This is a genomic window from Clostridium tertium (assembly GCF_017873245.1).
Lineage (GTDB): Bacteria > Bacillota > Clostridia > Clostridiales > Clostridiaceae > Clostridium > Clostridium tertium.
This window is the reverse complement of sequence record NZ_JAGGJY010000001.1, coordinates 375,624-397,310: the sequence shown is the minus strand read 5'-3', so window position 1 is coordinate 397,310 and position 21,687 is coordinate 375,624. Positions and strand designations below refer to the sequence as shown.

Annotated in this window: 17 protein-coding genes; all 17 read right to left on the bottom strand. The window is 29.3% G+C overall.

The window, feature by feature from the left end; all coding sequences use genetic code 11:
* Window positions 1-9: 9 nt before the first annotated feature.
* On the bottom strand, window positions 10-1,092 hold the full coding sequence (gene nusA, locus J2Z25_RS01935) for a transcription termination factor NusA (protein WP_008678411.1): 1,083 nt from the start codon (window positions 1,090-1,092) through the stop codon (window positions 10-12).
* A 16-nt stretch (window positions 1,093-1,108) separates the two neighbouring features.
* Window positions 1,109-1,567 carry a ribosome maturation factor RimP gene (gene rimP / locus J2Z25_RS01930; protein WP_097032754.1) on the bottom strand — a complete coding sequence of 153 codons (459 nt, stop codon included), beginning with the start codon at window positions 1,565-1,567 and terminating at the stop codon, window positions 1,109-1,111.
* A 265-nt stretch (window positions 1,568-1,832) separates the two neighbouring features.
* Window positions 1,833-6,161 carry a PolC-type DNA polymerase III gene (locus J2Z25_RS01925; RefSeq protein ID WP_209737904.1) on the bottom strand — a complete coding sequence of 1,443 codons (4,329 nt, stop codon included), beginning with the start codon at window positions 6,159-6,161 and terminating at the stop codon, window positions 1,833-1,835.
* Between the two features lie 197 nt (window positions 6,162-6,358).
* Window positions 6,359-7,447: a flavodoxin-dependent (E)-4-hydroxy-3-methylbut-2-enyl-diphosphate synthase gene (gene ispG / locus J2Z25_RS01920; RefSeq protein WP_342451334.1), complete on the bottom strand. Its 1,089-nt coding sequence runs from the start codon at window positions 7,445-7,447 to the stop codon at window positions 6,359-6,361.
* Window positions 7,422-8,441, bottom strand: a complete 1,020-nt coding sequence (locus J2Z25_RS01915) for a M50 family metallopeptidase (RefSeq protein ID WP_097032751.1) — start codon at window positions 8,439-8,441, stop codon at window positions 7,422-7,424. Before J2Z25_RS01915 ends, ispG begins: the two co-directional genes overlap by 26 nt.
* A 13-nt stretch (window positions 8,442-8,454) precedes the next feature.
* Window positions 8,455-9,615 carry a 1-deoxy-D-xylulose-5-phosphate reductoisomerase gene (gene dxr / locus J2Z25_RS01910; protein WP_008678404.1) on the bottom strand — a complete coding sequence of 387 codons (1,161 nt, stop codon included), beginning with the start codon at window positions 9,613-9,615 and terminating at the stop codon, window positions 8,455-8,457.
* A 23-nt stretch (window positions 9,616-9,638) separates the two neighbouring features.
* On the bottom strand, window positions 9,639-10,595 hold the full coding sequence (locus tag J2Z25_RS01905; protein WP_209737900.1) for an AI-2E family transporter: 957 nt from the start codon (window positions 10,593-10,595) through the stop codon (window positions 9,639-9,641).
* Between the two features lie 377 nt (window positions 10,596-10,972).
* Window positions 10,973-11,767, bottom strand: coding sequence for a phosphatidate cytidylyltransferase (locus J2Z25_RS01900; RefSeq protein ID WP_209737898.1), 795 nt, complete (start codon window positions 11,765-11,767; stop codon window positions 10,973-10,975).
* Window positions 11,768-11,784: 17 nt separating this feature from the next.
* On the bottom strand, window positions 11,785-12,546 hold the full coding sequence (locus J2Z25_RS01895) for an undecaprenyl pyrophosphate synthase (RefSeq protein ID WP_209737895.1): 762 nt from the start codon (window positions 12,544-12,546) through the stop codon (window positions 11,785-11,787).
* A gap of 55 nt (window positions 12,547-12,601) precedes the next feature.
* Window positions 12,602-13,159, bottom strand: coding sequence for a ribosome recycling factor (gene frr, locus J2Z25_RS01890; protein WP_008678400.1), 558 nt, complete (start codon window positions 13,157-13,159; stop codon window positions 12,602-12,604).
* 9 nt (window positions 13,160-13,168) lie between these two features.
* The gene (gene pyrH, locus J2Z25_RS01885; protein ID WP_008678399.1) at window positions 13,169-13,885 is read right to left on the bottom strand and encodes a UMP kinase; all 717 of its coding nucleotides are present in this window, start codon (window positions 13,883-13,885) and stop codon (window positions 13,169-13,171) included.
* 69 nt (window positions 13,886-13,954) lie between these two features.
* Window positions 13,955-14,866 (bottom strand): translation elongation factor Ts, encoded by a 912-nt coding sequence (tsf, locus tag J2Z25_RS01880; RefSeq protein WP_209737893.1) that lies wholly within the window; start codon window positions 14,864-14,866, stop codon window positions 13,955-13,957.
* Between the two features lie 84 nt (window positions 14,867-14,950).
* Window positions 14,951-15,652, bottom strand: coding sequence for a 30S ribosomal protein S2 (gene rpsB / locus J2Z25_RS01875; protein ID WP_008678397.1), 702 nt, complete (start codon window positions 15,650-15,652; stop codon window positions 14,951-14,953).
* Between the two features lie 331 nt (window positions 15,653-15,983).
* Window positions 15,984-16,760, bottom strand: a complete 777-nt coding sequence (gene codY, locus J2Z25_RS01870) for a GTP-sensing pleiotropic transcriptional regulator CodY (protein WP_008678396.1) — start codon at window positions 16,758-16,760, stop codon at window positions 15,984-15,986.
* Between the two features lie 200 nt (window positions 16,761-16,960).
* Window positions 16,961-19,051 (bottom strand): type I DNA topoisomerase, encoded by a 2,091-nt coding sequence (gene topA / locus J2Z25_RS01865; protein WP_209737891.1) that lies wholly within the window; start codon window positions 19,049-19,051, stop codon window positions 16,961-16,963.
* A 46-nt stretch (window positions 19,052-19,097) separates the two neighbouring features.
* Complete coding sequence (gene dprA / locus J2Z25_RS01860; protein WP_209737889.1) at window positions 19,098-20,135, bottom strand: DNA-processing protein DprA; 1,038 nt, start codon at window positions 20,133-20,135, stop codon at window positions 19,098-19,100.
* Between the two features lie 15 nt (window positions 20,136-20,150).
* Window positions 20,151-21,674, bottom strand: a complete 1,524-nt coding sequence (locus J2Z25_RS01855; protein WP_209737887.1) for a YifB family Mg chelatase-like AAA ATPase — start codon at window positions 21,672-21,674, stop codon at window positions 20,151-20,153.
* Window positions 21,675-21,687: the final 13 nt, after the last annotated feature.

Genomic DNA, 21,687 nt, shown 5'->3' with positions numbered 1-21,687 from the left:
AATCCTCCCTTATTCTATAGTTTCTTCAACTGTTTCTTCTTTTAATGCATCTGATTGGGATTTGCTTTTTATATCTATTTTCCAATTTGTTAACTTTGCTGCAAGTCTAACATTTTGCCCTTCTTTTCCTATTGCAAGTGATAATTGATTATCATCTACAACTACTTTTGCAGATTTTGTTTCTTCACAAGCAACAACTTCTAAAACTTTTGCAGGGCTTAATGATGCAGCTATAAATTCTTCTGGATTTTTGCTCCATTTTATTATATCTATTTTTTCACCTTTAAGTTCGTTAACTATATTTTGAACTCTTGTGCCTTTTGGTCCAACACAAGCTCCCATTGGATCTACATTTTCATCATTTGAGTAAACAGCAATTTTACTTCTTGAACCAGCTTCTCTTGAAATACTCTTTATTTCAACAACACCTTCATATATTTCAGGTACTTCTAATTCAAATAGTCTTTTCACTAATCCTGGATGAGTTCTTGAAACTAAAATTTGAGCTCCCTTTGATCCATTTTTAACTTCTACAACATATAGTTTTACTTTTTCATTAAATTTATATTCTTCTCTCGGAATTTGTTCATTTGGTCCAATAGATGTTTCGATTCTTCCAAGGTTTACAAATACATTACCTTTATCTTTTCTTAAAACAGTTCCTGTTATTATGTCATATTCTAATTCTTTGTATTCTGAATATACTATGTTTCTTTCAGCTTCTCTTATTCTTTGAGTTACTACACCTTTAGCAAGCTGAGCTGCTACTCTTCCAAAATTCTTTGGAGTAACTTCTAAATCAACTATATCATCAAGATCATATCTTGGACTAACTTCTTTAGCTTCTTCTAAACTTATCTCAGTTACATCATCATATACATCTTCAACTACTACTTTTTGAGCATATACATGGATTTCTCCTGTTTCTCTATTTATGCTTACTTTAACATTTTGTGCTGATGTTGTTGGACTAGCATAATTCTTTTTGTATGCTGCAACTAAAGCATCCTCTATAGTACTAAAAATTAAATCCTCGCTAATCCCCTTATCTTTAACTATTTCTTTAAGAGCACCTATAAACTCTTGGTTCATTTTAATATCCTCCTTATTATATTTCCCCTTCTAAATTGGCTGATTTTATTTTATCTTTTGGAATTGTAATTAAATCATCAGTTTCAACTATAACTGAGTCGTCATTTACTTCCTTTAATATGCCTTTTATATTTTTTCTTCCATTTAATGATTTAGTGAATCTAACCATTATTTCTTTTCCTATTTGCTTTTTAAAGTGATCATCTGTAAATAATGTTCTATTTAATCCTGGTGATGAAACTTCTAAAAAGTATGCTTCTTTAATTGGATCCTTTTCATCCATAACATCGCTTACTCTTCTAGATAAAGCTTCACAATCAGATAAAGCTATACCACCATCTTTATCAATATATATTCTTAAATAATACTCTCCATTTTCTTTTACATACTCAATGTGATAAATTTCATAATTCAGCTCTTCAGCTATAGGTCTTACTAATTGATCAATAGTTTCTAATAATGCATCAACTTTCATATTAACCCTCCTTTACTATATTCAGTTTTTAACTTTTAAAGCTTTACTAAATCTTAACTACTCTATAAAAAAAGCAACTATTTGTAGTTGCAATTAAATAGAAAGAGCGGGCATTTATAACTCCCACTCATACTTTCTAGCTATTAGTAAATTACTTCTTTAATTATCCTATCATAATTTCCTAATTAATACAAGGGGTAGTAATTAAATTGTTACGCTTCTTATATTAATTACTTGCCCCATATATATTGTTTTTATACTTAATTTAAAATAAAGATAACTGATTTGTCTCTGACATTCCTTCAAGACATCCATGATTACTTAAAGTTTCTATTACAGTTTTTGAAACTTTTGATCTTACCCTTAAATCTTCCTTAGATATAAACTCTCCTTCTTTTCTTGCCTCCACTATACTTTTTGCTGCATTATCTCCAACACCTTGAAGTGCGCTTATAGGAGGTCTTATACCATCTTCTTCAATTGTAAACCTTGTTGCTTCTGAGATATATAAATCTACTTTTAAGAATTTAAGTCCTCTTGCATAAAGTTCATAAGAAAGTTCCAAGACAGTAATTAATCCCTTATCCTTTGCTGTAACTTTATTTCCAAGTTCATAAAGCTCATCTAACTTTGCTTTTATTGCTCCTGGTCCCTTACAAATAAGATCTGCATCAAAATCATCTGCTCTTACAGTAAAATATGTTGCATAATAAGCTTCTGGATAATACACCTTAAAATATGCTATCCTTACAGCCATCATTACGTAAGCAACAGCATGCCCCTTAGGGAACATGTATTTTATTCTTTTACATGACTCTATATACCAATCTGGAACATTGTTTTCCTTCATAGTTTTTTCAAATTCCTCTGTTAATCCCTTACCCTTTCTAACACTTTCCATTATAGTAAATGCCATTTTAGGAGGTACTCCAGCATACATTAAATACACCATAATGTCATCTCTTGTAGATATACAATCTTTTAGTGTAGTATATCCTTCTTTTATAAAGTACTGTGCATTATTAAGCCATACATCTGTACCATGTGAAAGACCAGATATTCTTACTAAATCAGCGAAGCTTTTCGGCTGAGTATCTACAAGCATTCCTCTAACAAATTTTGTACCAAATTCAGGAAGTCCATAACTTCCAACTTCACATCCTAGTTCATCCTTAGTTACTCCTAATGCTTCTGGTGAAGTAAATAATGAAATAACCTTTTTATCATTTAAAGGTATAGTTTTTGGATCAACTCCTGTTAAATCTTGAAGCATTCTAATCATGGTAGGATCATCGTGCCCAAGTATATCAAGCTTAAGTAATCTTCCTGATATAGAGTGATAATCAAAATGGGTTGTAGTTACATCTGATGTTGGATCATCTGCTGGACGTTGTATTGGTGTGAAATTATAAATTTCATTATCACTTGGAACAACCATAATACCACCAGGATGCTGTCCTGTTGTTCTTTTTATCCCTGTACAACCAATAGTTAACCTTTCAATTTCAGCACTCGAAGCTCTAAGTCCTCTTTCATCTAAATATTTTCTTACATATCCATATGCTGTTTTTTCAGCAACAGTACCTATTGTTCCTGCTTTAAATACATATCCTTTACCAAACAGAACTTCTGTATACTTATGAATTTCTCCTTGGTTGTCACCTGAAAAGTTAAGATCTATATCTGGTTCCTTATCCCCTTCAAATCCCAAAAAAGTTTCAAACGGTATATCATGACCATCTTTTATATATTTAGCTCCACATTTCGGACAATCCTTATCTTCTAAATCTGCTCCTGAGCTTACAGAACCATCTAAGAAAAATTCAGAATTTTTACAATTAGGGCAAACATAGTGTGGTGGTAACCCATTAACTTCAGTTATATTTGACATTGTTGCAACAAAAGATGATCCAACAGATCCTCTCGATCCAACTAAGTATCCGTCTGCTAAGGATTTTGCAACTAGTTTTTGTGCAATTAGATAAAGAACAGCATAACCATTGTTTATAATTGAATTTAATTCCTTATCTAATCTTTTTTGAACTATTTCAGGTAGTGGATCTCCATAAATTGAGTGCACCTTTTCCATAGTCATTTCCCTTATTTCATCATCTGCACCTTCTATTTTAGGTGGATATGTTTCATCTGGTATTGGTTTTAAAACATCTATTGAATCTGCTATTTCTCCCGGATTAATTATTACAACTTCTTTAGCCCCATCTTGACCTAAATAAGAAAACTCTCTTAACATTTCTTCTGTAGTTTTTAAATATAGTGGTGGTTGATTTTCCGAATCTGAAAAACCTTGCCCTGCCATTATTATTTTTCTAAAAACTTCATCTTGAGGATCTAAAAAGTGAACATCTCCTGTTGCTACTACTGGTTTGTTAAGCTCTTTACCTAAATTATATATCTTAGTATTCAAACTTCTAAGCTCATCTTCATCTTTTACATTTCCCTTATTTATAAGATACTCATTATTCCCTATAGGCTGAATTTCTAAATAATCATAAAATCCCATAATTTCTTTTAGTTCTTCATCTGATTTTCCATCTAAAACAGCTCTATATACCTCTCCCGCTTCACAAGCAGAACCAATAATAAGACCATCTCTCATTTCCATAAGCTTACTTTTTCTAACTCTTGGACTCTTATGAAAATTATCTATATGCGCTTCTGATACTAATTTATATAAATTCTTCATTCCAGCTTGAGTCTTTGCAAAAATTATTATATGATATGTCTTTTCCTTTTTAATATCCATTTTTTCAAGGAATTCTTTATTTAAATCATTAAGACTATTCATATTTAATTCTTCAATCATCTTCTTAATAGATATCAAGAAAATTTCTGCTGTTGCTTTTGCATCATCAACTGCTCTATGATGATTTTCAAGTGAAACTCCAAGATGCTTAGCTACCAAGTTTAATTTAACTCTTTTTAATTCAGGATATAAAAATCTTGCAAGAGGAACCGTATCTACTATAGTTGAATTGAATTCAAGACCTAAGTCATTACAATTCTTTTTTATAAATCCAGTATCAAAAGCTGCATTATGTGCTACTACTGCACAACCATCTATAAACTCGATAAATTTAGGTAAAACAACTTCTATAGGGTCTGCATCTTGAACCATCTCATCTGTTATTCCTGTCAGTTCTGTTATCTTATAAGGAATTCTACATTTAGGATATACAAATTCACTAAATGTATCTATTACTTCTCTTCCCTTAATTTTCACAGCTCCTATTTCTATTATCTTATCATTTTTAGCTGAAAATCCTGTAGTTTCTATATCAAATACTATAAAAGTATCATCAAAACTTTGCCCCATATCATTTAATGCTATTGGTATTCCATCATTAACTAAATATCCTTCTACTCCATATAGCACTTTAATTTTATTTTTTTTAGCTGCAATTTGTGCATCTGGAAAAGCTTGAACAACACCATGATCTGTTATTGCAATAGCTTTATGTCCCCATTTTGCTGCTCTTTCTATTATCTTAGTGGCTGATACAACACCATCCATAGCACTCATAGTAGTATGACAATGAAGCTCAACTCTTTTTTCTTCCGATCCATCCATTCTTTCTATCTTACTCATTTTTAATATATCTCGGCCCATTATTACTACTTCTCTAGCATATGTATCATAGATAGCTTCTCCTCTTACTTTACAGTATAGGCCTTTCTTAACATTATCCAATACTTCTTCAGTTTCTTGTGGCTTTAAAAAGCATTTTACAGTTATTGAACTTGTATAATCTGTAATAAAGAAAGTTAATATGGTCTTACCTGTTTTAGTTTCAACTATATCTGTTTTGAAGACTTCTCCTATAACAGCAACAACTCCTGAAGTCTCATCTATTTCCTTAATAGAAATAGCTTCTTGACTTATACCTCTACCTAAGATGCTATTTTCACTTTTAGGTTCTCTTTTAAATTCTCTTTTTTCATATGGCTTCTTAGGCTTAGAACTTTGCTTTTCTTCGCTAGGCTTAGTTGTAGACTGTGCCGAAATATTTCTACCACTGAAAATTTCTTTTAAAACTTCTTTTTCTTTTTCAAGCTTTTCAGTATAGTCATTTTCTACTTCTAGACTACTATCATACTCCAAAGTTATCTTAGATTTTATTCCAAATATACTTTCTATCTTTAATGCTATTTGTTTTGGAATATCTTTTGTATTTAGATGCTCATTTATTTTATCATATCCACTAGCTATATTTATAGTATTACCATTAACAGTCTTTTTTCCTTTAGTCAATACAGATTTAGATAAAGGAGCTTTTTTCATTACATCTTCTGTAACCTCAATCCAATGCTTTTCTACTATTTCATTTAGTGTTAAATTTGATATATCTCTATAAAATAAAACTTCTATATTTATATCAATTCCTAATGTTTTCTTAATTGCTCTTTTAACTTCATCTTCTTCTTGATTATTTAAGCCATCTTTTCCACGTAATACTACTTTTAGAAGATTACTTTTCTTTAAAAACTGAAACTTTATTATATTTATTCCTTTATCTTCTAATGATTCATTTTTATTTATTTCTTTCTTTATAAGTTTTAAAGCATCTTCACTCAAATAAATAACACCTCCTAAACAATTTATAATGCATAGTTGATACTAAGTGATTTAATTTTTTAATGTTTTTTGAAGTGTTTAGTAAAATATTTATTAATATTTGCCAAATAAAATTTAACGAAATAATTGACAATGTAAAATGTCAATTAAGCAGTTTTTCAACTTAATTTTTCATTATTCATTGTCAATTATTCTAATTACATATTTTCTATTTCTTTCATTAACTCTTCAATTAAATCTTCTTCTTTTACTTTTTTCACTATTATACCTTTTTTAAAGATTAAGCCTTCTCCTCTGCCACCAGCAATTCCAATATCTGCTTCTCTTGCTTCCCCTGGTCCATTAACAGCACATCCCATTACAGCAACCTTAATATTTTTATTTATACTTTCTAATTTTTTTTCAACTTCTTGTGCTATTTTTATAAGATTTATTTGAGTTCTACCACAAGTAGGACAAGATATAAATTGTAAACCACTTTCTCTTAATTTTAAAGCTTTTAAAATTTCTTTTGCAACCTTTATTTCTTCAATTGGATCACTAGTTAGAGATACTCTAACAGTATCACCTATACCTTCTGCTAAAAGCGTACCAAGACCAATACTTGATTTTATTGTTCCTCTAAAAGGTGTTCCAGATTCCGTTACTCCTAGATGAAGAGGATAATTACAACTTTCACTCATTAATCTATAAGCTTCTATCATCATTACAACATCAGATGATTTTATTGATATAACTATATCATAAAAATCTAATTCTTCTAGTATTTTAACATGTCTTAAAGCTGATTCTACTAAACCCTTAGCTGTTGGCTTTCCATCTCTTTCTAAAATATCCTTTTCTAAAGATCCTGAATTTACACCAATTCTAATTGGTAAGTTTTTAGCCTTTGCTGCTTCTGCAACTATTTTAACTTTTTCTATACTTCCAATATTACCTGGATTTATTCTTAGCGCCGATACACCATTTTCGATAGCTGCTAAAGCTAATTTATAATCAAAATGTATATCTGCAACTACAGGAATTGGTGAATCTTTGCATATTTCCTTTAAAGCTTCTGCTGCCTTAATATCAGGAACTGCACATCTTATTATTTCACAACCTGCTTTATATAAAGTATTTATTTGTTCTAATGTAGCTTCTACATCTCTAGTATCTGTATTTGTCATTGATTGAATAGATACAGGAGCATCTCCTCCTATATAACAACTTCCAACCTTAACTTTTCTTGTTTGCTTTCTTTCCATTTTCTTTTCTCTCCTAAATTTGTATAGGGAATAATATATCTTTTATTGTAACTATAATCATAAGCCCAAAAAGTAGCATTATTCCAACGTAGTTCATTGCCCCAACTACTTTATCTGGAACTTTTCTTCTTGTAATAAGCTCTATTAATAATATTACAGTCCATCCACCATCTAGTGCTGGGAATGGTAACATATTAAACACAGCTAAATTTATACTTATGAAAGCTATAAAGTACATAAGATTCCATATACCATTTTTTGCGGCTTCACTAGACATTCTAATAATAGATACCGGTCCCCCTACATCTGTTTTAAAATTAACTTCTCCCATAATCATCATTTTTAAACTTTTATAAGTTTGACTAATTACTGATAGTGTTTCCTTGAAGCTTTGTTTAAAACTTTGCACAATACCTGGATTATCTATTCTTTCAAATCCAAAGCCTATCATGTATCTTTCCCTTCCATTTTCCTCTGTCAACTTAGGAGTAACAGTAACTTCCTTCTTCTCCCCATTTCTTTCAACTAAAAAGTTAATTGGATTATCTTTTGCAAGACTTATCCCTATAGTTAAATCATCTGCTGAAAATACTCTACTTCCATTAACCTTTAAAAATTTATCGCCTTCTTGTAACCCAGCTTCCACTGCTGGCATATTTTCAATTAAGCTATTTACCTTAGGTAAACTATATCCAAACTTATTTAAAAATACTGTAAATATAATTATAGCAAATAAGAAATTCATAGTTGCTCCTGCTATAATAACACTTATTCTTCTAAGAGGCGATTTCGAAGAAAAGCTTCTTTCATCTTGAACCTCTTCTTCTTCTCCCATCATTTTAACATATCCTCCAATAGGAAACAAACCTATTGAATATTTTGTTTCTTTTCCTTGAGTAGAAAGTATTTTAGGTCCCATTCCAATAGCAAATTCTTCAACCTTTATTCCATTAACCTTTGCCATAACAAAATGACCAAGTTCATGAACTATTATAAGTAAACTAAATCCTAATAACGCATAGATTATATACAATATATTTCTCCTCCTAATTCCATCTTGCCCTTATATATTCTCTTACTTTCTTATCTAATTCAATTACATTTTCTAAAGTAACTTCCTTTGATTTTTCTTCTTTAAAGTATTCTAAAGCTTCTTCTATTATTTCTGCAACTTGTAAAAATTTTATCTTTTCTTCTAATAGTAACGCTACTGCTTCTTCATTAGCACCATTTAAAATACATGGAGCTAACCCACCTTCTCTTCCAACTTTATAAGCTAACTTTAAACACTTAAAAGTTTCTAAGTCAGGTTTTTCAAAAGTTAGAGCTCCAATTTCATAAAAATTAAGTCTTTCTGCTATAGCATGCTTTCTTTCTTTTTTATTAATTGCATATTGTATAGGTAGCTTCATATCGGTTGATCCTAACTGAGCAATAACGCTTGCATCATTATACTCTACCATGGAATGAATTATACTTTGAGGATGAACCACTACTTCTATGTTTTCATATGAACAATTAAATAAGAAATGTGCTTCAATAACTTCAAGTCCTTTATTCATAAGTGTTGCTGAATCTATAGATATTTTTTGACCCATATTCCATTTTGGATGTTTTAACGCATCCTTTACAGTAACATTTTTTAAATATTCATTATCCTTTCCTCTAAAAGGTCCTCCTGATGCTGTTAAAATAATTTTATTTACATCTTTTTCAGTATACCCATTTAAAGCTTGGAATATAGCACTATGTTCTGAATCTACCGGTAGTATATCTACTCCCATTTCTTTTGCTTTTTTCATTACTAATTCGCCAGCTACAACTAAAGTTTCTTTGTTAGCTAATGCTATATCTTTTTTTGCTTCAATGGCTTTTATAGTTGGTCTTAGTCCAATCATACCTACTACTGATGTTAAAACCATATCTATTTCTTCTAAAGTAGCAATTTTTTCAAGACCTTCTATTCCTGAATATACTTCTATGTTTAAATTCTTATCTAAGCAATAATCTTTAATAGCTTTTGAACTTTTTTCATCCATCATAGCTACATACTTAGGATTAAATTCATTTATTATTTCTTTAATCTTTTCAACAGATGAATTAGCACTTACACCTATAAGCTTAATTTCATTATTTGAATTTCTTATTACATCTAAAGTTTGAGTACCTATTGAGCCTGTAGCCCCTAAAATTGAAATGTTTTTCATACTTACCTCCTAGCATTCAGTATTTAACTACTGTAAATCATATCTTTTGCAATTATACTGTAAATTGGACCTGCAATTATACCTACAAATCCAAACATTTTTACCCCTACATAAATCGACACTATCACTATTAATGGATGAATTTCTAGCTTGCTACTTAGAAATTTAGCCTCTAATATTTCTCTAACAAAGCGTTCTAACAAATATAATGAAATTAATCCAATTACTAATAAGTACCTCTTCATTATAATATTGTATATTATAATTGGCATAAAAACAATTGTTGTTCCAACAAAAGGAAGTATATCTAAAATAGCACATAAACTTCCTAAAAAAATACTATTATGTATTCCAAGTATCTTAAATCCTAAAGTTATTATAAAAGCACTTAATATTATTAATCTTACCTCTATTTTAAAAACTTCTTTTAAATTTTTTATTTTCTCCATGAAGTTACTTATAATTTCTTGAGGAAATAAGTTTTTTAGTAAATCATAAATTTTATTCTTATCAACTAATATAAAGTAATCTATTATATTAGCTAAAAAATAAGAAACAAGACTATCACCCGTCACAATTGCACCTTGCATTATCATATTACTACTAAAGAATCCACTTAATGTTTGTAACATTTTGTTTAAATCAAAATTTAAAAGTATTTTCATATTTTTTATAAATGCATCTACCTCTGACATATTATTTCTATAAAATTTATAAAATAAACTTAAAATTGTATTTCCAAAATAAAATATTATAACAAATATAAAAATATTTATTATAAGTAAACTTAAAATTGCACATATAGATTTCGGTAAATTAGTTTTTATAAAAAATTTATATACTGGCTGAGTTATTAAAATCATTATAACAACAATAATAAATGGTTGAAAATAGTTTTTTATTAATATTGTAATTAATGAAATAATAATAAATGTAATTACTAAATTTATTATTTTATTGTAAGTATCGTATAATTTCATAATAATACTCCTTATTATCTCATATATAAGTTGTACTAGAAATTATAGTTAACCAAAATATGTCACTAATTGAAAGAATCAAGGTAAATCTAGTATTTAGTAACTTATATAAAAATTTAAATAATATATGTTTTTAATCCTCATATTTTACTTAGCTTAATATACTAGCTATTTAATATATTAGTAGATTTAAATTTGTAGAACACTAATTGAAACATACATACTATGATTATATTAATCTTAATGCTAATACATACCTTACTCTTTAGTAATATAAATTTATTTTAAACATAAAAAAGGTAGGGATAACAATTCCCTACCTTTTTAAATTGATAAATCATACATATTTCAAATATTTACTCTTATATTATTTTCGCCTAAATTCCTACGATAAAAGTTAGATAATAAAAAACTACAGCTGCATTAAATAATATCGAGTCAAATCTGTCTAAAATACCACCATGACCTGGTATTAAATTACTATAATCTTTAATTCCTACATATCTTTTTACAGATGATGCAACTAAATCACCAAATTGACCCATTATTCCGCATAATGCACCTATTAAAAAGAAATGAATTATTGAAGCTTCTGGAATATATTTACCAATTATTAATCCATATATTCCACATCCAATAGTGCTTCCTAAGAATCCACCTACTGAACCAGCAACAGTCTTTTTCGGACTAACCTCCGGACAAATCTTTCTTTTTCCTAAATACTTACCTGAATAATATGCAGTTGTATCAGCAATCCAAGACCCCAAGAAAATTAACCAAACTAAATACTCGCCACCAATTTTACTATTTACTATAGGTATAAAGCTAAATAGTACGCCTACATATAAAAAACCTAATAAAGTTATTGAAACATCAATAAATGTATATTTCAAATTTATAATAGGTATAATTAGTAAAATTATAGCTGCAAGAACTATAATATACATAATTTCTTCAAAGTTATTTCCTCTTAAATAAAAAATTGCTAAAAGTGCATATCCTACTATAGACACTGGCTTGAACTTTTTTTCTTTTAATGCCTTATAAAACTCATATAAACCGCATACTGAAATAACTATTGTAAAAGCCTTAAGCCAAATTCCACCTAGTAAAATAAAGAGTATAAATGGAGCTATCATAGCTGCTCCTAAATATCTACTATTTAACTTCATTTTTCCACCTCAACTTATTATACTCCGCCATATCTCCTGTCTCTATGCTGATAGTCATATATAGCTTTATGTAAATGTTCTTCTTTAAAATCTGGCCAACATACATTGGAGTACCAAAATTCTGAATAAGCACATTGCCATAATAAAAAATTACTAATTCTTTGTTCACCTGAAGGTCTTATAATTAAATCTGGATCTGGTGTATTATTAGTATATAAATACTTTTCAAATATTTCTTCATTAATATCATTTATATTTATATTTCCCTTTTTAGCATCTTCTGATACCATTTTAACTGCTCTTATTATCTCATCTCTACCACCATAATTGAAAGCTATATTTAGTACTATTCCTTTATTATTTTTAGTTATATTTATTGCTTCATTGACTTCCTTTTGAGCATCAATAGGTAACTTGTTAATATCACCCAAAACTTTAATCACAACGCCATTTCTATTTAATTCTGCTAATTCACTTCTTAAATATTCAACTAACAATTTCATAAGTGCAGAAACTTCATCATCTGGCCTTTTCCAATTTTCAGTTGAAAATGCATATAAAGTTAAGTATTTTATTCCTAATATATGAGCTTCTTTTATTACTCTTCTTATAGTTTCAACACCAGCTTTATGCCCCATAGTTCTTGGAAGCTTTCTTTGCTTAGCCCATCTTCCATTACCATCCATGATTATAGCTATATGTTTAGGTATATTTTCTTTATCTAAAACTATTTCTTCTTTATTTATTTTATTTTTATTAGTTTTAAAAATATCTAACATATTTATGTTCCCTCCACCATTACTAATATGGAAAAAAACCTGCTAAAGGCAGGTTTTAAATTGACATAATCTCTTTTTCTTTTGCCACAATTATTGTATCTACTTCTTTAACGAAAGAATCTATTATCTTTTGAACTTTTTCTTCTGAATTTTTAAGTTCATCTTCAGTTATTTCTCCATCTTTCTTTAACGCTTTAATCTTATCATTAGCTTCTCTTCTTATAGATCTTAAAGCAACTTTTGCTTCTTCACCTGTTTTCTTAACATTTTTAACAAGATTTCTTCTTGTTTCTTCTGTTAATTCCGGAACCACTAATCTGATTACGCTACCATCATTTGATGGGTTTATTCCTAAATCTGAAGTAAGTATAGCTTTTTCAATTTCTTTCATTAAACTTTTTTCCCAAGGTGAAATTACTAAAACTCTTGGTTCTGGTGCTGAAATATTAGCTACTTGATTTAATGGACATGGACTACCATAATAATCAACTTGTATTCTGTCAAGCATTGTTGGGTTAGCTCTACCAGCTCTCATAGTTGAAAGATCAGATTTTAATACAGAAATAGTTTTTTTCATTTTTTCTTCTGCTTTTTGAATAATATCCTTAATCATAAAAACCTCCTATTTTTTAGATGAAACTAATGTTCCTATTTTTTCACCAGAAATAGCTTTCTTTATATTTCCTGGCTCCTCTAATCCAAATACTAAGATTGGAATATTGTTATCCATACATAATGAAGTTGCAGTTGAATCCATTACTTGTAAGCCTTTTTCAAGTACTTCTATATAAGTAAGTGTATCATATTTTTTAGCATCTGAATACTTATATGGATCTTTATCATATACTCCATCAACTTTTTTAGCTAAAAGTATAACATCTGCCTCAATTTCTGCTGCTCTTAAAGCTGCTGTAGTATCAGTTGAAAAATATGGATTTCCTGTTCCTGCTGCAAATATAACTACTCTACCTTTTTCTAAATGTCTCACTGCTCTTCTTCTTATAAATGGTTCAGCAATTTCTTTCATTTCTATAGCAGTTTGAACTCTTGTCATTACTCCATTTTGTTCAAGTGAATCTTGAAGCGCTAAAGCATTTATACATGTAGCAAGCATTCCCATATGATCTGCTTGTGATCTATCCATTCCTTCTCCGCTTCTTCCTCTCCAGATGTTTCCTCCACCTACTACTAATCCTACTTCTATTCCCATGTCTACTAAATCTTTAACTTCTAATGTAATTCTTTTTATTATATCAAAATCAAATCCAAATCCATTTACCCCTGCTAAAGCTTCTCCTGAAACCTTAAGAATTACTCTCTTATATTGACATTTATCCATTCTTAGTACCTCCATATATTATTTGGTTACTTCCTAAAAAAAGAGAACACATATGTGTCCTCCTTTGTATTACTTAGTCATCTTAGCTACTTCTTCTGCGAAGTTATCTTCTGCTTTTTCGATACCTTCTCCTCTTTCGAATCTTACGAACTTATTGATAGTTATAGGAGAACCAACTTCCTTTGATTTTTCTTGAAGGTATTTGCTTATGCTCTTATCGCCATCTTTAACCCATGCTTGATCTAAAAGACAAACTTCTTTATAGTATTTTTGAATTCTTCCCATTACCATTTTTTCAACTATGTTTTCTGGTTTTCCTTCATTTAAAGCTTGAACTCTGTAGATTTCTTTTTCTTTTTCTAAAGATTCTTGATCTACATCTTCTCTGCTTAAGAATGTTGGGTTAGCAGCAGCAACTTGCATACAAACGTCTTTTGCTACTTCTGTTAAAACAGCAGTATTATCAGCATCGCATCCTAATTCAACAACAACACCGATTCTTCCACCACCGTGGATGTAACTTTCAACTACACCATTTACTACAGCAAACTTGTTGAATCTTCTTACAGTCATGTTTTCACCTAACTTAGCTATTAAAGCAGTAAGTGCTTCTGAAACTGTATTTTCAGCATCATATTTTTCAGCAACAAACTCTTCTACAGTTGCAGCAGAAGTTGTAGATGCCATTTGAGCTAATCTATCTGCAAAAGTTACAAATTCTTCATTAGCAGCAACGAAGTCTGTTTCACAGTTTAATTCAACTATACCTGCTGATTTCTTATCTTCAGATATGTAAGTTTTTACTATACCTTCAGCAGCAACTCTTCCTGCTTTCTTAGCAGCAGCAGCAAGACCCTTTTCTCTTAATATTTCAATAGCTTTTTCCATATCTCCTTGAGCCTCTGTTAAAGCTTTTTTGCAGTCCATCATTCCTGCACCAGTTTTTTCTCTTAATTCTTTAACTGATTGAGCAGTTATCATAATGTAAATTCCTCCTAACTTAATGTAAACCTTATTATTTAGGTCAAAAGGTAAATGAGTTAACTCACCTACCCTTTAATTTTATTACTCAGCTAATTGTTCGCCTTGTCTTCCTTCGATTATACCATCAGCAATTTTAGCAGTTATTAATTTAACAGCTCTGATTGCATCATCATTTCCTGGAATTACGTAATCAACTTCTTCTGGATCACAGTTAGTATCAACTATACCTACTACTGGTATTCCTAATATCTTAGCTTCTGAAATAGCGTTCTTTTCTTTTCTTGGATCAACTACAAATATAGCACCTATGTTAGTAGAATCTAAGTTCTTAATTCCACCTAAGTTCTTTTCTAGCTTTTCCATTTCGCCTTTTAACTTTATAACTTCTTTCTTTGGTAAAACTTCAAATGTACCATCTTCTTCCATAGTCTTTAAAGTCTCTAATCTGTTAATTCTTGTTTTGATAGTTTTGAAGTTTGTTAACATACCACCTAACCATCTGTTATTAACGAAGTGCATGTTTGATCTTATTGCTTCTTCTTCGATAGCTTCTTGAGCTTGTTTCTTAGTTCCTACAAATAAGATATCTTTTCCTTCTGCTGCAACTTCTTTTATGAAGTTATAAGCTTCATCTACTTTTTTAACTGTCTTTTGAAGATCTATTATATATATTCCATTTCTTTCTGTGAATATATAAGGAGCCATCTTAGGGTTCCATCTTCTTGTTTGGTGTCCAAAGTGTACACCTGCTTCTAATAATTGTTTCATTGATATAACTGACATTCTGTTACCTCCTGGTTTTTTCCTCCATCACCTTCTTATAAAGTTTCCTTAAATAAGGCACCATCTTTATAAATCTGATAATGTGTGTATTTATTTACCTTAGTTAGTATAACATAAGCTAAATGTTGTAGCAACATTTTTTTCATCTAAAAATCAATAAATGTAAAATTAAATATCTTTTACATTATAAGAAAATTCAATTTATTTTTCTATTTTTTATTTTATGATTTTTCTTTCATTATTAAATATTTTTATATAAACTATTATGACTTTTCTTATAAATTCTAAAAGCGCCAAATTACAGCAAGTAACTTGACGCTTTTAGTTTATGTTAATTTATCTTTTTTAATTCATCTAATAGCTTTTCATTTAATATTTTTATATGCGTTCCCTTCATTCCAAGAGATCTTGACTCTATTACCCCTGCACTTTCAAACTTTCTAAGTGCATTAACTATAACACTTCTTGTTATACCAACTTTATCAGCTATTTTTGATGCAACTAGTAATCCTTCGTTTCCTTCTAACTCACCAAAAATATGTTCCACAGCTTCAAGCTCTGAGTATGATAAAGTTCCTATGGCTAATTGTACAACTGCTTTCTTTCTTGCTTCATCTTCTATTTCTAATTGCTTTGATCTTAGTATTTCCATACCTACTATAGTTGCACTATATTCAGCTAAAACTAAATCTTCGTCTGTAAATTCTTCACCAAATCTTGCAAGAATTAAAGTACCAAGCCTTTCTCTATTTCCAATTATAGGAACTATTGTACTAATCTTATCTTCCATAATACAATTTCCTTGATTTTCAAAAACACATAAACCTTTATTAGCTAAATTAGCAATACTCTCATGAACATTTAATAAATTATCATTATAATCTTTTGGAAATCTCTTTTCATCTATAACCTGATTTTTCATAACATCACATTCAAAACTTTTTGAAAATGAATATCCAAGAATCTTACCTTTTCTGCTTGCCACATAGACATTACATAATAGTACTTCACTTAATAAAGAACATATGTCTTCAAATGCTACAGGATCTGTACCGGATTTTTGCAGTATCTTATTCAACATTCTTGTCTTATTTAATAATGATGACATCCCATCTTCCTCCTATAAATAAAGCCTGTTAAATTTTTTGAAAATTTAAAATTGATTAAATTTTCTCAAAACATCTTAATTACTTATTTATACTAACATAGGAAGTACTTATTTTCAACAAATTTTTTACGCTTTTCGACATTACACTTGAAAAATTGCTTATTTTAATACTTTATCAAACTGTAATTGATTTCTATTTATTAATTCTCATTATTTTCTTTATTTAAGTTAACAGTCTTGTTACAATTCGAATCAGAACATTGTGCGTAACTTCCTTTTGTTTTGCTATATTTTAGAACCATATAAGCTCCACAATCTGGGCACTTCTCCTTTAACGGCTCGTTCCAACTAACAAAATCACATTGCGGATAATTAGCACAACCAAAGAACTTCTTACCTTTTTTACTTTTCTTAGCTAATAACTTTCCTCCACATTTTGGACAAGGAGCTTCTATTTCTTCAACAATAGGTTTTGCATTTTTACATTCAGGATATCCTGGGCAAGCTAAGAAATCTCCATATCTACCATGCTTTATTACCATCATGCGACCACATTTATCACATGGAACATCACTTACCTTATCTTCTATAACAACCTTTGATACTTCTTTCTCAGCCTTATCTATTGCAATTTTTAATGGCTCAAAGAATTCTCCAACTACTTTTCTCCACTCTTCTTGACCTTCTTCTATATGATCGAGATTTCTTTCCATTTCAGCTGTAAAATCAACATCTACTATTTGCTTAAAATATTCGCTAAGCATATTATTAACTATAAAGCCAAGTTCTGTTGGAAATAATGTTTTCTTTTCTCGCTTTATATAATCCCTACTTAATATTGTAGTTATTGTAGGAACATAAGTACTCGGTCTTCCAATCCCTTTTTCTTCTAGTAATTTTACAAATGATGCTTCGCTATAACGTGCTGGTGGCTGTGTGAAGTGTTGCTTTCCTTCTATATCGACTTTATTTAATTCATCATTTTCTTCTAACTTAGGTAATGAAACCTCTTCACTATCTTCTTCAGTTAAATACTCATAAAGTTTCATAAATCCTTCGAACTTTATAGTAGATCCACTTGCCCTAAACTTATAATCTCCATTTTTAATTTCTATGTTATTAGTATTCAATTCACACGAAGCCATTTGACTTGCCATAAATCTATTCCAAATCAATGAATATAATTTATATTGCTCTGAAGTTAAAGAGTTCTTTGCAATTTCAGGAGTAATATCAATTATAGATGGTCTTATAGCCTCATGAGCATCTTGAATATTTTTCTTTCCCTTATATATTCTTGGAGAGTTTGGTGCATAATCTTCTCCAAAGTTCGAATTAATAAACTCTAAAGCCTTTCCTTGTGCTTCATCTGAAATTCTAACTGAATCAGTTCTCATATAAGTTATTAATCCAACTGTACCATATCCTTTAACTTCTACACCTTCATATAGTACTTGAGCTATAGACATAGTTCTTTTAGTCATAAAATTTAATTTTTTTGATGCTTCTTGTTGAAGTGTACTAGTTGTAAAAGGTGGCAATGGATTTTTTACCTTTGTTCCTTTTTTAACCTTAGTAACTATAAACTTATCTTTTTTTAAGTCCTTTATTATTTCATCACTTTCTTCTTTAGTATTTATTTCAATCTTCTTACCTTTATACTGTGATAATTTTATTGGAAACTTTTTTCTATCTTTAGTTGCTATGCAATCAACACTCCAATACTCTTTAGGCTCAAAGCGATTAATTTCTTCTTCTCTATCGCATATAAGTTTTAAGGCTGCTGATTGAACTCTTCCAGCACTTAATCCCCATTTTATATTTTTCCATAATATAGGGCTAATTTCGTAACCAACTAACCTATCTAATATTCTTCGCGCTTGTTGTGCATCCACTAAATTTATATTTATTTTTCTTGCTTCCTTTATAGATGATTTTACAGCAGTTTTAGTAATTTCGTTAAATACTATTCTACATTTTTCATCTTCTGAAATATTTAAAATATTAGCTAAATGCCATGATATCGCTTCACCTTCACGGTCAGGGTCAGTTGCAAGATATATTTTATCTGCTTTCTTAGCTGCCTTCTTAAGCTTACTTAAAAGTTCACCTTTTCCTCTTATAGTTATATATTTTGGATTAAAATTATCTTCTATATCAACGCCTAATTTACTTTTTGGCAAATCTCTTACATGTCCCATAGATGCTTCTACTATATAATTCTTACCAAGATACTTTCCTATAGTCTTAGCCTTTGCAGGTGATTCTACTATTACAAGATTTTGTCCCATACATAAAAACTCCAGTAATTTTTATGGAGTTTACACCCCCTTAAATTTATAATGATTTTGCATAATAATTGCCTGGAAGACAAATAATTTCATTTCTATTTTGCATTTCAAATAATAACTCAAATAATACCTTTCTGTCAACATTTACAGATTCTATTATATCATCTAAGTGCTTTGGTTCATTATCTATAACCTTTAAAAGATACTCCTTATATCCATTATTTTCATTTTTTTCTTTAATATCTTTTTTTATATTAAAAAAATCATATAAATCTTCCATTCCAGTAAATGGCTTCGCTCCATCTCTTATTAATTTATTACATCCTTCGCTATTACCATTTATCACCGGTCCCGGAACTGCCATTATTTCTTTACCTATACTTAAAGCATAATCTACAGTAATAAGAGTACCACTTTTTTTAGTTGCCTCTACTACTATTACTTTATCACTTATTCCACTTATTATTCTGTTTCTTCTTGGAAAATTATATGACATAGGTGGAGTTTTAGGTAAAAATTCTGAAATTAATAAACCTTCTCTTATAACTTTCTCATATAAGAATTTATTACATTTTGGATATACTATATCTATTCCACATCCCAATATTCCTATAGTCTTACCACTATATTCTAAGGCAACATTTTGTGCTACCGAATCTATTCCAGCTGCTAATCCACTTACAACAGTTATATTATTTTCACTTAATTCTCTTCCCATAATTTTAGCTATTTCTATTCCATATTGAGTACATTTTCTAGCTCCTATTACAGCTGCTAAACTTCCCATTAGTAATTCTAAATTCCCCTTATAAAATAGTACGTAAGGTGGTTCTTCAATATGCTTTAAAGTTTCTGGATACTCCTTTGATTTAATTGTAATGTATCCTATTCCATTACTATTTATGTAATTATTAAAATTACTAATTTTCTCTTCAGAAATATCTTTATCCTTTATCTTTTGAAATTCTCTTATTTCATTTTTCTGATTCCTTATATTGCTTTCATTTTCATATTTTTCTAATAGTAATAATTTCTTCTCGTTAGATATACTAGTTAAAATAAACCATAATTCGTCATTTTTCATAATAACCACCTTTATTTAAATTATTTCTCCATCCACATTTTTTCTATATCCCAAAGCCTCAAAGACGTGATGTTCATATATCTTATCTGAAGCTTCTAAATCTGCAATCGTCCTAGAAACTTTTATTATTTTATCATATCCTCTCATAGTTAAATTATATCTTTCATAGCATATCTTCAATAAATTTTTTGCACCTTCTGAAATTTTAAATAAATACTCAAAATCTCTTCCTCTCACCTCTGAATTATAGCTATATTCACTATTTTTATATCTATTTTTTTGTATTTCCCTCGCTTCTAATACCTTTATTTTCATCTTATCAGAACTTAAATTATCATTTTTTCTTGATATATCCTCATACTTTAATCTAGGTACGTAATTTAATAAATCAATTCTATCTAGAAGCGCTCTTGATAATCTATTTAAATATTTTCTTCTTTCATTTTCAGAGCATACACATCTATTTTCATCTACTCCTCCTAAGTAAAGTCCACATGGACAAGGATTAAAAGCTCCAACAAGCAAGAAATTAGAAGGTAATTTATATGTTCCATTAACTCTATTAATATTAATAACTTTTTCTTCTAATGGTTCTCTTAAGACTTCTAATACATCTCTTTTAAATTCTAATATTTCATCTAAAAAAAGTACTCCATTGTGTGCTAGAGTTATTTCCCCTGCCTTCACTTCTTTTCCACCACCAACCAAAGCTATTTTAGTTATTGTGTGATGCGGATTTCTAAAAGGTCTAATTATCCCATCTTCACCTGAAAATATACCAGATGCACTATATATCTTTGCAATTTCCATTTCTTCCTTATAAGTAAGAGGTGGTAGTATCGATGGTAATGCCTTTGCAAGCATTGTCTTTCCTGAACCTGGAGATCCATAAAGCAATATATTATGTTTACCCGCAGCTGCTATCTCCATTGCTCTTTTAGATGTTTTTTGCCCAATTATATCTGAAAAATCTAAATATATTTTCTTAGACTTTTTAACTTTATCTACAAAACTAAATGGTAATAAATCTTCATTATTAATAAATGAAATAACTTCTTTCAAGTTTCTAAAAGGATAAAAATTACCTATATTAAAGGATCTCAATTCATTTAAATTATTTAAAGGAAAAATAAAATTATTTTTCTTATTATTTTCACCTTCAAATATTATCGGAAGTATTCCCTTTATCTCTTTTAGATCTCCTCCTAAAGAAAGTTCACCAAAAACTATAAAGTCTTTTAAATTTTTGTTAATTATTTGATTTGATTTCATAAGTATGCCAAGAGCTATAGGTAAATCAAGTAATGAACCTATCTTTTTGATATCTGCTGGTGCTAAATTTATAGTAATTCTTCCTAGTGGAAACTCAAAACCACTATTAACTATAGCAGACCTTACTCTTTCCTTTGATTCTTTTATGGAAGCATCAGGAAGACCTACTATAGTAAAACTTGGCATTCCTTTATTAATATCTACTTCAACATTTATAAGTATTCCATCAAGTCCATTATGTGTTGCACTTATTATTTCAATTGACATAATTATCACCTCT

Excerpts from the sequence above, each read along its gene's own strand:
- nusA (WP_008678411.1), bottom strand. The coding sequence starts at position 1,092 with ATGAACCAAGAGTTTATAGGTGCTCTTAAAGAAATAGTTAAAGATAAG.
- rimP (WP_097032754.1), bottom strand. The coding sequence starts at position 1,567 with ATGAAAGTTGATGCATTATTAGAAACTATTGATCAATTAGTAAGACCT.
- dxr (WP_008678404.1), bottom strand. The coding sequence starts at position 9,615 with ATGAAAAACATTTCAATTTTAGGGGCTACAGGCTCAATAGGTACTCAA.
- J2Z25_RS01905 (WP_209737900.1), bottom strand. The coding sequence starts at position 10,595 with ATGAAATTATACGATACTTACAATAAAATAATAAATTTAGTAATTACA.
- J2Z25_RS01900 (WP_209737898.1), bottom strand. The coding sequence starts at position 11,767 with ATGAAGTTAAATAGTAGATATTTAGGAGCAGCTATGATAGCTCCATTT.
- J2Z25_RS01895 (WP_209737895.1), bottom strand. The coding sequence starts at position 12,546 with ATGTTAGATATTTTTAAAACTAATAAAAATAAAATAAATAAAGAAGAA.
- frr (WP_008678400.1), bottom strand. The coding sequence starts at position 13,159 with ATGATTAAGGATATTATTCAAAAAGCAGAAGAAAAAATGAAAAAAACT.
- pyrH (WP_008678399.1), bottom strand. The coding sequence starts at position 13,885 with ATGGATAAATGTCAATATAAGAGAGTAATTCTTAAGGTTTCAGGAGAA.
- tsf (WP_209737893.1), bottom strand. The coding sequence starts at position 14,866 with ATGATAACTGCTCAATCAGTTAAAGAATTAAGAGAAAAAACTGGTGCA.
- rpsB (WP_008678397.1), bottom strand. The coding sequence starts at position 15,652 with ATGTCAGTTATATCAATGAAACAATTATTAGAAGCAGGTGTACACTTT.
- codY (WP_008678396.1), bottom strand. The coding sequence starts at position 16,760 with ATGTCATCATTATTAAATAAGACAAGAATGTTGAATAAGATACTGCAA.
- topA (WP_209737891.1), bottom strand. The coding sequence starts at position 19,051 with ATGGGACAAAATCTTGTAATAGTAGAATCACCTGCAAAGGCTAAGACT.
- dprA (WP_209737889.1), bottom strand. The coding sequence starts at position 20,135 with ATGAAAAATGACGAATTATGGTTTATTTTAACTAGTATATCTAACGAG.
- J2Z25_RS01855 (WP_209737887.1), bottom strand. The coding sequence starts at position 21,674 with ATGTCAATTGAAATAATAAGTGCAACACATAATGGACTTGATGGAATA.